The sequence below is a fragment of the Zavarzinia sp. genome (assembly GCF_049306435.1).
In the GTDB taxonomy this organism is placed as follows: domain Bacteria; phylum Pseudomonadota; class Alphaproteobacteria; order Zavarziniales; family Zavarziniaceae; genus Zavarzinia.
Genome location: NZ_JBAQRT010000333.1, coordinates 1 through 10,332, shown reverse-complemented (window position 1 = coordinate 10,332; position 10,332 = coordinate 1). Strand labels below are relative to the sequence as shown.

The 10,332-nt window shown below is 67.5% G+C and carries 15 protein-coding genes; 14 read left to right on the top strand and 1 reads right to left on the bottom strand.

What is annotated here, in order from left to right; genetic code table 11:
- From WAZ62_RS19360 to WAZ62_RS19330, 7 genes are all read left to right on the top strand, one after another.
- A partial coding sequence (locus WAZ62_RS19360) for a head decoration protein (RefSeq protein ID WP_422645170.1) occupies positions 1 to 504 on the top strand: 504 nt, incomplete at its 5' end.
- Between the two features lie 26 nt (positions 505 to 530).
- Positions 531 to 1,565 carry a major capsid protein gene (locus tag WAZ62_RS19355; RefSeq protein WP_422645169.1) on the top strand — a complete coding sequence of 345 codons (1,035 nt, stop codon included), beginning with the start codon at positions 531 to 533 and terminating at the stop codon, positions 1,563 to 1,565.
- Between the two features lie 2 nt (positions 1,566 to 1,567).
- A complete protein-coding gene (locus tag WAZ62_RS19350; RefSeq protein ID WP_422645168.1) occupies positions 1,568 to 1,879 on the top strand; it encodes a head-tail joining protein in 312 nt (103 codons plus the stop codon).
- Positions 1,876 to 2,307, top strand: coding sequence for a hypothetical protein (locus WAZ62_RS19345; protein ID WP_422645167.1), 432 nt, complete (start codon positions 1,876 to 1,878; stop codon positions 2,305 to 2,307). The genes WAZ62_RS19350 and WAZ62_RS19345 overlap by 4 nt, the downstream gene beginning before the upstream one ends.
- Before the next feature lie 2 nt (positions 2,308 to 2,309).
- A complete protein-coding gene (locus tag WAZ62_RS19340) occupies positions 2,310 to 2,720 on the top strand; it encodes a phage tail tube protein (RefSeq protein ID WP_422645166.1) in 411 nt (136 codons plus the stop codon).
- Complete coding sequence (locus WAZ62_RS19335; protein WP_422645165.1) at positions 2,720 to 3,073, top strand: GTA-gp10 family protein; 354 nt, start codon at positions 2,720 to 2,722, stop codon at positions 3,071 to 3,073. The genes WAZ62_RS19340 and WAZ62_RS19335 overlap by 1 nt, the downstream gene beginning before the upstream one ends.
- Complete coding sequence (locus WAZ62_RS19330) at positions 3,070 to 3,285, top strand: phage tail assembly chaperone (RefSeq protein ID WP_422645171.1); 216 nt, start codon at positions 3,070 to 3,072, stop codon at positions 3,283 to 3,285. The genes WAZ62_RS19335 and WAZ62_RS19330 overlap by 4 nt, the downstream gene beginning before the upstream one ends.
- Here WAZ62_RS19330 and WAZ62_RS19325 read toward each other — a convergent pair.
- Positions 3,270 to 3,464, bottom strand: a complete 195-nt coding sequence (locus WAZ62_RS19325) for a hypothetical protein (protein WP_422645164.1) — start codon at positions 3,462 to 3,464, stop codon at positions 3,270 to 3,272. The two genes, WAZ62_RS19330 and WAZ62_RS19325, sit on opposite strands and share 16 nt — an antisense overlap.
- A 48-nt stretch (positions 3,465 to 3,512) precedes the next feature.
- Here WAZ62_RS19325 and WAZ62_RS19320 point away from each other — a divergent pair, with 48 nt between their 5' ends.
- The 7 genes from WAZ62_RS19320 to WAZ62_RS19290 all read left to right on the top strand — a co-directional run.
- Positions 3,513 to 5,564, top strand: a complete 2,052-nt coding sequence (locus WAZ62_RS19320) for a hypothetical protein (RefSeq protein ID WP_422645163.1) — start codon at positions 3,513 to 3,515, stop codon at positions 5,562 to 5,564.
- Positions 5,565 to 5,566: 2 nt separating this feature from the next.
- Positions 5,567 to 6,256 (top strand): hypothetical protein, encoded by a 690-nt coding sequence (locus WAZ62_RS19315; protein WP_422645162.1) that lies wholly within the window; start codon positions 5,567 to 5,569, stop codon positions 6,254 to 6,256.
- Positions 6,253 to 6,834, top strand: a complete 582-nt coding sequence (locus tag WAZ62_RS19310; protein WP_422645161.1) for a hypothetical protein — start codon at positions 6,253 to 6,255, stop codon at positions 6,832 to 6,834. Before WAZ62_RS19315 ends, WAZ62_RS19310 begins: the two co-directional genes overlap by 4 nt.
- Positions 6,831 to 7,244 (top strand): DUF6950 family protein, encoded by a 414-nt coding sequence (locus WAZ62_RS19305; protein WP_422645160.1) that lies wholly within the window; start codon positions 6,831 to 6,833, stop codon positions 7,242 to 7,244. The genes WAZ62_RS19310 and WAZ62_RS19305 overlap by 4 nt, the downstream gene beginning before the upstream one ends.
- Positions 7,241 to 9,148 (top strand): hypothetical protein, encoded by a 1,908-nt coding sequence (locus WAZ62_RS19300; RefSeq protein WP_422645159.1) that lies wholly within the window; start codon positions 7,241 to 7,243, stop codon positions 9,146 to 9,148. The genes WAZ62_RS19305 and WAZ62_RS19300 overlap by 4 nt, the downstream gene beginning before the upstream one ends.
- Positions 9,145 to 10,113 carry a hypothetical protein gene (locus WAZ62_RS19295; protein ID WP_422645158.1) on the top strand — a complete coding sequence of 323 codons (969 nt, stop codon included), beginning with the start codon at positions 9,145 to 9,147 and terminating at the stop codon, positions 10,111 to 10,113. The genes WAZ62_RS19300 and WAZ62_RS19295 overlap by 4 nt, the downstream gene beginning before the upstream one ends.
- Before the next feature lie 13 nt (positions 10,114 to 10,126).
- Positions 10,127 to 10,332, top strand: a 206-nt coding sequence (locus WAZ62_RS19290; RefSeq protein ID WP_422645157.1) for a hypothetical protein, incomplete at its 3' end; no start/stop codon positions are given.

The following is a 10,332-nucleotide window of genomic DNA, read 5'->3' as shown; positions in this document are numbered from 1 at the left end:
GTCGCGGGCAATGCCGGCGCCGCCACGATCACGGCATCTCCGGCCGTCGCGGCCGGCACGGCGCCGGGCATCTACAAGCTGACTGCCGTTTCGGCCGGCGCGACGGCGGCCTTCCTGCTCGAGGACCCGGAAGGCGTCACGCTGGGCGAGGCGATCACGGGCACGGCGGCGACCATCGGCGGCATCGGCCCCTTCACCATCACCGATGCCGGCGCCGACCCGGCGATCGGCGATCAGTTCACGATCACGGTCACGGCGACGCCGGCCGCGACCGCCGGCCAGATCGTCGCCTATGACCCGGATGCCACCAATGGCGCGGAAATCCCGATCGGGGTCAATTTCGCGACCATCACGACCGGCGCCGCTGAAACCGGGCCCGCCGTCTATCACGCCCGTGACTGCGAGGTCTCGGCGCCCGAACTGACCTGGCCGACCGGTATCGACGCCGATGTCAAGGCCGCCGCCATCGTCGCCCTTGCCGGCGCCGGCATCATCGTCCGCTGAACGCGGCTGAAACAAGGAGTGTTACCATGCCGCTGACCATGGATGTCTTCAACGCGGATGCCTTCACCGCCCTTTCGATGACCGAGGCGGTCGAGCGCAATCCCTATATGCCGACGGGTCTCGGGACCCTCGACATCTTCACGCCCGAGCCGCTGACGACGACCGGCCTGATCGTCGAGGAGCTGGACGGTCAGCTTTCGATCATCCAGACCAGCGCCCGGGGCGAGCCGCTGGCGTCCCGGCCGAAGGATCGCCGCAAGGCCCGCTACTTCGAGACGCCGCGCATCGCCAAGGAAGCGACGATCCACGCACACGAACTGCAGAACGTGCGGGCCTATGGCAATACGTCGGAACTCATGTCGCTCCAGATGCGGATCGCCCGCGACGTCAATGGCCCGACGGGCCTGACCTCGCAGGTCGAATATACCTGGGAGCATATGCGCCTCGGCGCCGTGCAGGGCATCCTGCTCGATGCCGACGGTTCGGTGATCTACAACTGGTTCGACGAGTTCGGTATCGTCCAGCCCGCCGAAATCGACTTCAACCTCGATGCCGCCGAGCCGGTTCCGGGCGCCCTCCGCATCCTGTGCAATGGCGTCGCCCGCTCGGTGGCGCGGCGATCGAAGGGCGCGTTCGTCGCCTCGTCCCGCGTCCACGCCCTCTGCGGCGACGAATTCTGGGACAAGTTCACGACGCATCCCGACGTCGAGCGGACCTATCTCAACCAGCAGGAAGCGGCGGAGCTGCGCAAGGGCAACGCCTTCGGTTCCTTCGAGTTCGGCGACATCACCTGGAACAACTATCGCGGCTCGGATGACAATACCGAAATCGCGATTCCGTCGGACAAGGTGAAGTTCTTTCCCGTCGGCGCGCCCGGTGTTTTCTCCCGCGCGCTGTCGCCGGCCGAAACCTTCGATTTCGTCAACACGCCGGGCAAGGATATCTATGTGATCCCGGTGACGGACAAGGACCGCAACGCCTGGTGGAAGGCGGAGGTCTATTCCTACCCGCTGTTCATCTGCAAGCGGCCGGAAGTCCTCCTCCGCGGCAAGCTGACCTGATCATGACCGTGGACTTCGACGCCGATGTCCTGGGGCCTTGCTTCGAGACCTTCGGCGTCGCCGCGCCCTGGCGCCGGGGTGGAGCGATGCTCGGGACCTTGACGGTTATCGGCACCCTGCGCCCCGTCCTCGACGAGGCGCAGGGTGTCCCTTCGCTGTCGATGGAACGGACGCTGGGTGTCCGGCTGGCCGGACTGCCGTCGAGGCCTGTGGCGGGCGATATCGTCGAGGTGTCGGGTCAGGGCTGGCAGATCGCGGAAGTCCGCGACGACGGGCAGGGCAAGGCCGACCTCGTCGTGAAGGTGGCATCGTGAGCGATGGAACCCTTGCCGTCCGAGACCTGGTTGCGGCGGCGCTCGTCGCTGGCGTTCCTGCCTTCGCCGGACGGGTCTTCCTCGGCCGGGTCACCCCGGCGACCGAGGCGGAAATCCCCTGCGGCGCCGTCGGGATCGAGACCGAGCGGGTCTCGCCTCTGGCCAAGGGGATCGACCGGGTCGATTTCGACCTGGTGGTCGATGTCCTCGCCGCGGGCGATGGCACCGCGGACGATCTGGAGCGGGCGGCCGATGCGCTGATCAACAGCGTGTCGGCCGCCCTGTCCCTCGACACGGACCGGACCCTGTCCGGCGCCGTCTTCGACATCACCGGCCAGAGCCGTGACCGAGAGCGTTCCGCCGGTGGCGAACGCCAGATCGGTCGTGGGCGCCTGACCCTGTCCTGCTATCTTTTGAGGGAGATCTGATCATGGCCATTCCGGGCCGCGCCTTCCTTCTCGACGTGCGGAACACCGCGGGCGATGCCTGGGTCGAGATCGCGGGTTGCCGCGAAAACACTGAAAACTCGTCGCACCAGCCGGCGGACTCGACCTCGAAGACCAGCGGCGCGCATCGCGACTACGCCGCCGGTACCGGCTTCATCGAGACCCGGCTTTCCGCGTCCGGCGTCTTCACCGCCGGTGACGGCTGGGATCGCCTGAAGGCGATTCAGTTGTCGCGCGCCTCGGGCTCGTTCCAGCTGCGCTATGGCGACGGCACCATCGGCACTGGTTCGGCCTTCGTCTCGACGATCGAGCGCAGCTCGCCTTATGAGGGCGTGCAGGAATTCAGCCTCGAGTTGATGTTCAGCGGCGGGATCACCGTCACGGATGCCCCGTGATGACGCAGGTTCCGGCCAATCCCGTGCGGGGCGAAGTCTCGATCGATCTGGGCGGCGGCCTGATCGTCGTCCTGCGCCCCGCTTATGATGAGCTGGTGGCGATCGAGGTGGAGACCGGGCGCGGGATGATCGACCTTGCCCGCCGCTTCATGGATCGCACGGCGACCCTGACCGAGACCGTGGCCGTCGTCCGCGCGGCGGCGCGGGCCGCCGGCAATCTGCCGCCGGACGATCTGGGCAAGCGGCTGCTCGCCATCGGCATCATCAGGGTGATGGCGCAGGTCGGCGCGTTCATCGCCGCGGCGATTTCCGGAGGGGCGGAGGGAAACGCCCCGGGCGCCGGGTCGGTCTGACCGATCGCGGCGCCGAAACCATCGCATGGCGGGATTATCTGGGGGTGGCGACGGGCCTGCTGCGCTGGTCGCCCGCCGCCTTCTGGGCGGCGACGCCGCATGAATTCTGGGCGGCGATCGAAGCCCGCAGGCGGGCATACGGCAAGGCGACGGCCCCGCCGCCTTCGGACGACGAGATTCAGGCCATCCGCCGGCGTCATGCCGGCGGGTGACGCTCGTCGGTGAGGCCCCGCGTGAAGGGGCTGAAGGCGAGGGCGAGTGCCCAGGGCCAGGTCACGACCATGAGGTTGAGCGCGATGACCGCATTGAGGCCCAGCACCCGCCGCTGGCCGGCGATGATCGACGGCAGGAAGAAGCCGAGCACGGCGAGGAGGGCCGGAATGTTGTCCATGTCCAGTAAATCGGCTTGCCTCGCCGGAAATGCAAGAGGGATGCGGTCATGACCGATGTCGACAGCCTGAGGGTAGAGATCGACGGCGACATCGGATCGCTGAAATCGGCCCTCGACAGGGCCGAGCGGTTGATGTCGGATTCGACTGCCCAGATCAAGGGGCAACTGGAGCGCATGGACCAGACCTCCAGACAGATATGGTCCAAGATCGGTCACTACGGGGCGATCGGCTTCGCGGCTTGGCAGGGGGCTGCCAATTTTCTGCCTGGCATCGTCTCGGCGGTGCGGGATGCCGGCGACAAGATGGGCGACCTCGTCGATGCTTCCGAGCGGCTGGGCGTCGGGGTCGAGGCCCTGCAGGAGCTGAATTTCGCCGCGCTCGACGTCGGCTTGAGCGCGTCAGATCTCGAAGGTGCCTTCGACAAGCTGGCGATCAAGGCGGCTGACGGCGACAGCCGCTTCAAGCAGTTGGGGGTCTCGCTGCGGAATGCTGACGGTTCCCTGCGCTCGATCGAAGATATCTTCGGCGATGTCGTCCGGAAGGCCGGCGCGCTGACCAGCGAGCAGGAGCGACTGGCGGTCGCTACCGATCTTTTCGGCAAGAGCGCGGGGCCGAAGATGGTCTTGATGCTCAACCAGGGCGGTGATGGTATCGACGCCCTGCGGCAGAAGGCGCGCGATCTCGGCATCGTGATGGACGAAAGCCTGGTGCGGCAGGGCGATGAAGCGGCGAAGAAGCTGGAGGTCCTGGCCGCGGTGATGGACAACCAGTTTACCCAGGCCCTGATCGAGCTGGCGCCGATCATCACCAGCGTGCTGGGTGGCCTGGTCGAGCTGGTACGGGATACGCGCGAGGAAATCGAGGCCATCGTCAATTTCATCGAGCGGCTGGGCAATCTCGACATCGGCAGCGCGCGGGGGATGAGCGACGAGGAAATCGGCGCGCTGCGCAGCGATTACCAGCGGCAGATCGAGGAAAACAAGGCGCGGCTGGAAACGGCCGATGGATTGCAGCGCAATTTCCTGATCGAGGAAATCCGCATGCTGGAGGCCAAGCTGGCCGATCTGGACCGCATCATGCAGTCCCGATCCACGGAAGGTTCCGCGCCCGCGCCAACGGTGCCCGCGCGCCCGGTGGTAACCCTTCCTCCTGCGGCGAGCCGAACGGCGCGAACCTCGACCGGGGACCCGGATGCGGAGGTTCGCCGCCAGGCCGAGACCGAACAGAATATCGCGGGCATCCTGCGCGAGGCCGATGCCCTGCAGGCCGAAGCCGCCGCCCGGGGCGAGGGCGCCGAGGCCTATGCCCGCTGGCGGCGGGAGGCCGATCTCGCCAACAAGGTCGCCGCCTATCGCGAGAAGCTGATCGCCGCGCTGGCCCGGTCCGAAGGGTCGGTCGCGGTCGACGTGGACGCGGCCACGGCATCCTACGATCGCGCCTTGCGGGCGGCGGATGCGGCGGCGCAGGCGATGGACGAGGGGCCGTTGCAGGACCTGAAACAGGCTTTCACCGATGCGGGGCGCGATCTGGCGTCGACGCTGGTCGGCGCCCTGCAAGGCGCGGATGTTGATGGCGGTGAAATCCTGAAGCGTCTATCGGGGCGCATCCTGGAGCTGGCGTTCCAGATTCAGTTGATCGACCCCATGCTGAAGAGCCTGGGCCTGGGCTCGGGCGGCTCGTCGTCGGGCGGGACGGATATCTGGGGGCTGATCAGCCAGGGGATCGGCCTGATCAGCGGCCTGGGCGGTGGCTCCTATGGTTCGGGCTCCTACACGGGGATGGAGGGCAATTACGTCCACCGCGCGGCGGGCGGCCGGGTCTCGCCCGACGCTGCCTATCAGGTCGGCGAGATGGGCCCCGAAATCTTCGTTCCCGACAGTCCGGGCCGGATCCTGTCGGCGCAGGACCTGCGGGGCGGTGGCGGGCGGGGTGCCATGCAGGTGACCCATGCCCCGACCTACAACATCGACGCGCGCGGCTCGCAGATGAGCGAGGCGCAGTTCCGCGCGATCCTCGAGGAAAACAACCGCCAGCAGGCGGCGAGCCTTCGGCGGGGCTTCGGCAGTTACGCCCGCCAGTATCAGAACGAACGCGGATAATCATGGCCATCACGACGCGCTATCCGCGGCTCTTGCTGCCACCCTCGACCGTGACCGTGACGCAGATGGGGCGGCGTAGTCTGGGGCCGGCCGCGCTCGACGATTCCCGCCAACTGCAACTGGGCGCCGGAGGCTTCTGGCAGATCGAATTGTCGGGCGTCGGTGTCTGGACACCCGATCAGTCCCGCGTATGGCGCTCCATCGCGTCGCGGCTGATCCGGGGTCGGACGGTGGCGATACCGGTGTATGACCATCGCCAGGCCCCGTTCCTGCCCGGGGTAATGCCGGATGTGACATCCCATGCCGATGGGACCTGGTTCGACGATGGCTCGGGCTATCTGACCCCGGCGATCATTGCCGAACTGGCCGCGCCGGCCGAGCTGCGCGACGAGATCGTGTCCATCCGCATGATCAGGGGCGCTGCGCTGCAGGGCGGTGAATATCTGTCGCTGACCCATCCGGTCTGGGGCGAGTGCCTCTATCAGACCGACGGGATCGTGGATGTCGCGGGCGATGTCTACACGGTCTCGATCTGGCCCGGCCTAAGGGAAGACGCGGCTGCCGGCGATCCAGTCGAATTCGATGATCCGCGCGCGACCTGCTGGCTGGCGGCCGATGGCGCCATGGCGGACACGCGGACGTCCGAAATCATGACCCGGCGGAGCGTCACCATGGTTGAGTGGAACCCATGAGTTACATGTTGCCCGCGCCCATCCTCGCCGCTCTCGGCAAGGGCACCGTCCGGTCGGAGGTATTTTTCCGCTTCCGACTGGTCGACGGCGATTTCTTGATCTGGTCCGGCATGGGCGATATCCGCATAAACGGTGAGCGCTGGCGCGGCTCGCGCCTGATGGGCCGCCTGCCGGAGCTGGAGCAACTGCTGAACGGCGAGGCGACCCGGGTGACGATCGAGGTTTCGGGCGTATCGGACGACGCGGTCGCCGCCCTGATCGAGGAAGCCGCGACGATCGAGGGGCGGGAGTTGGACATGCTGCTCGGCCTGTTCGACGAGCGCGGGTCGCTGATCGACAGCCTGATCGCCCTCGACACGATGATGATGGACGAGGTCGTCGACGATCAGACGGTCGAGGGCATGGCGCGCACGAACAGGATCACGCTCGATATCGCGTCGCCCCTGATGGCTCGGGCGACCGCGTCCCACGCGCTCTGGACCCACGAGGATCAGCAGTCGCTTTATCCGGGCGACATGGGGTGCGAGCGAAACGGCATGTATCAGTCGCGCGAAACCCCCTGGCCGCAGTTTTCGTGAGCGCGGATATGATCGACCTCGATGCGATGATCGTGGCCACGGGTGACGCGCCCTGGGTCTGGGGCAGGACCGACTGCACGTCCTGGCTGGCGCCCCATGTCGAGGCGCGGTTGGGCGGCCCAGTCGGCGCCGAGCTGCGGGCCGCGGCCACTGATGGCCGGGCGGCGCGGCGGCTGATCATCGCCCATGGCGGGCTGATCGGTCTTGTCGATGCACTGTTGCTGCCGCGCGGCGCGCGGCGCACGTCTTCACCGCGCGAAGGGGATGTGGGCGTGGTCGCCGTCACCGACGGCACGGGGCGCATCCGCCGGATCGCGGCGCTGCGCCGTGACGAGTGCTGGATCGTGCGGACGGGCGACGGCATGGCATTTCTCGACCGTGCCGCCGACGTGGCCTGGAGCCTGCCGTGAGCAAGACCATCGGCATCATTCTGCAGGTCGCGATGATCGTCGTCGCGCTGGCGACGGGGCAATATTATCTGGCGGGCGCCCTCGCGGTCGGGCTGGCGGGTACGCTGCTCACGCCGACGCCGAAGGTCGACATTCCGAAGCCGGCGGACGGCAAGATTCTGAATACGCAGCCCCTGCCGCCGCGCATCTTCGGCTACGGCATGGCTCGCCTGGCGGGCCCGGTCAACCTCAAGGAAACCGCCAGCCGTAACCTCTATCTGAACGTCCTGTTGCACGAGGGCCGGGTCGACGGCTTCGGCGATATCTATCTGCACGACGAGGTCGTGACGATCGGAACCGACGGCATGGGGCGGCCCAATGCCGTGATGGAACCTCTCCATTTTCAGGAATATTCGGACAATATCGGCGGCGTCTTTTCCTTCATCAACATCTCGCTTCGATACGGTCTTGTCCCCGAGGTCGCCTGGCCGGAGGCCGTCGCGGCCTTAGACTATTGGACGGAAGCGCATCGGGGCGATGGTATCGCCCAGCTGTCGATGATCGTCTATCGCCAGTCCGCCGAACGGTTCCAGCGTACGTTCCCCTATGGCCTGCCTTCGCCTTCGGTGGTCACCCGTATGTCGCTGGTTTTCGACCCGCGCGATCCGGGCCAGACCCGCGCCGACCCGGACACCTGGATCTGGTCGCAGTTGACGGCGCTCAACCTGGCCGACTTCCTGACCCACTCCCGCCGCATGGGCTTCGACTGGAGCCGCCGGATCGCCCCCGCGCTGGACGAGTGGATCGCGGCGGTGGATGTCTGCGCCGAACAGGTGCCGCTGAAGGCTGGCGGGACCGAGGACCGCTATCACTTCGACGGTTTCTTCCGCATGTCGGATCGCCGTGGCGACATCATCCGCGCCATGCTGACGACGATGGACGGCTGGCTCTACATGCGCGGCGACGGCGCCATCGGGGTCGAGGCCGGCAAATACGTCGAACCGTCGTTCGTCGTTCCGGCCCGGCATATCATCAATACCCAATTTCGCCACAACAGGCGTTACGAAGATCGGATCAACGAGGTCAAGGCGTCCTACACGTCGCCGGCACATGATTTCGACGAAGTGCAGGCGCCGGCCTGGCGCGACGAGGAGAACATCTCGCGCCTCGGCACGGTGCGGACCTCTCCGCTCGACCTCGGCCATGTCCAGCGGCTGGGCCAGTGCCGCCGCCTGATGAAGCGGGCGATGGCCCGGCATAAGGCACCTCTGCGCGGTGTCTCGACCCTGGATGCCTATGCTGTCGCGCTGCGCGGAAAGCGCTATGCGAAGTTCGACTTCAGCCGGCGGGGCTACGGCATCCTCGCGGTGGAGATCACCGGCTTTCGCCTGAGCCTGTGGCCGCTGGGCGCGGTCGTGGAATGGGTGTTGGCGGATCCCGATATCGACGCCTGGGACCCGGCAACCGAGGAAGGCGATCCGCCGCCGGTGCCGGAGCGTGAAACCGCCGACGAGCGACTGACCCTGCCGCCGCCGACCATCGGCGAGATCGCGAGCGAGGCCTATCGGTCGAGCGCGGATACGGTCGCTGTCCGCTTCCTCGTGTCCGTCGTCGACGCGGGCGACGACGATCTGGCGATCGAGCTGCGGTACCGCGAGCTGGGCGGGCTGGCTTGGCGGGTCGAGGCGGTCGAGGCGACGTCGAGGTCGGGCGGGTTCTATGTCCACGCGACGGCGCCGGTTTCGGACGGGCAAACCTATGAATTTCAGGCGCGTTACGTCAACGGCGGCGGGGTGCGGGGTGACTGGTCGCCGCTCGTGCCGCCCCGGTCGACGGCGAATGCCGCCGCGCCGATCGTCGCGCGGCGTGTGACCAGTGGCGGGGCGCGGCGGGTAACTTCCAGCGGAGCGGAGCGCATCGCATGACGACAGAGTTGATTTCGCAGGTTCTGCCCTTGCGGGGGATCGCGGCGGGCGATCTTGTCGAAACGGAATCCGCCGCGGGTGTGTCCGGCCATAGTGCCCTCGGCACGCTGGCGGCGAAGAGCGCGGTGAACGACGCGGACTGGTCGGGGGCAGCCCTTTCGGTCGCGAACGGCGGCACCGGCGCGACGACGGGCGCGGCGGCTTGCGCGGCACTCGGCGCGGTGAAGATCGCTGGCGACACGATGATCGGCACGCTGGCCCTGCCTGCGGGGTCGGCCGGGGCGCCGGGCCTTAATTTCGGCGCGGCCACGGCGGGCTTCTACGCCCCGGCGGCGGGGCAGGTCGGGATCACGGCCAATGGCGTCCTGCAGATGCAGGTGACGCAGAGTAATATATTGACGCGGGCGACGACAGCCTTCGCCTTCGATGCCGTCACGCCCCGGGTCCAGCTTAACGAAACGTCTGCCGTTACGACGGGTGCGGCGAACATCCAGTGGTCGAACAATTCGACCGGTCCCCGGCAATATTTCGGCAAGAGCCGGGGCACCGCCGCCGGCACCCATACCATCGTCGTTTCGGGTTACGAGCTGGGCGGCAGCTATTTCGCCGGCTCGGACGGCGCGGCTTTCGTCACGGCGGCCTCGATCACGGTCGAGGTCGACGGCACGCCCGGGGTGGGCGACATGCCCGGCCGGATCGTGTTCTCGACCACGGCCGACGGCGCAGCGGCGCCGACCGAGCGGCTGCGCATCGATAATGCCGGCAATCTCCAGATGGCGGGCGCAAACACCGTGATCACGGCGGCGCGGCTTCTGGTTCTGCGCTCCTACACCGTGGCGACGGTGCCCGCGGCGACCCCGGCCGGGGCCGAGATCTATGTGGCGGACGAGTCCGGGGGCGCGGTGCCGGCCTTCGCCGACGGCACGAACTGGCGTCGCTGCACCGATCGCGCGGTCATATCGTAATCAAGGGGATATCATGCGGACGGATCTGAACCACTTCTATTGGGTCGCGCGCAGCGCGGTCGACCCCGCCGGCCCGGCCTGGCAGGTCGAGGTGATCGACACGGCGGAGACGCTGGAGGAAGCTGGCGCCCTCGGCGGGCTGACCCGCACCCGGGTCCTCAATGTCGCGCAGGCGGCGGCCGAGGGCTTCGGCCTCGAGCGCATCGGCGAGGCCTTCGC

Bases quoted from the DNA above. Each gene is read 5' to 3' on its own strand.
- WAZ62_RS19325 (WP_422645164.1), bottom strand. From the start codon at position 3,464: ATGGACAACATTCCGGCCCTCCTCGCCGTGCTCGGCTTCTTCCTGCCG.
- WAZ62_RS19335 (WP_422645165.1), top strand. From the start codon at position 2,720: ATGACGCAGGTTCCGGCCAATCCCGTGCGGGGCGAAGTCTCGATCGAT.
- WAZ62_RS19350 (WP_422645168.1), top strand. From the start codon at position 1,568: ATGACCGTGGACTTCGACGCCGATGTCCTGGGGCCTTGCTTCGAGACC.
- WAZ62_RS19355 (WP_422645169.1), top strand. From the start codon at position 531: ATGCCGCTGACCATGGATGTCTTCAACGCGGATGCCTTCACCGCCCTT.
- WAZ62_RS19340 (WP_422645166.1), top strand. From the start codon at position 2,310: ATGGCCATTCCGGGCCGCGCCTTCCTTCTCGACGTGCGGAACACCGCG.
- WAZ62_RS19315 (WP_422645162.1), top strand. From the start codon at position 5,567: ATGGCCATCACGACGCGCTATCCGCGGCTCTTGCTGCCACCCTCGACC.
- WAZ62_RS19320 (WP_422645163.1), top strand. From the start codon at position 3,513: ATGACCGATGTCGACAGCCTGAGGGTAGAGATCGACGGCGACATCGGA.
- WAZ62_RS19310 (WP_422645161.1), top strand. From the start codon at position 6,253: ATGAGTTACATGTTGCCCGCGCCCATCCTCGCCGCTCTCGGCAAGGGC.
- WAZ62_RS19295 (WP_422645158.1), top strand. From the start codon at position 9,145: ATGACGACAGAGTTGATTTCGCAGGTTCTGCCCTTGCGGGGGATCGCG.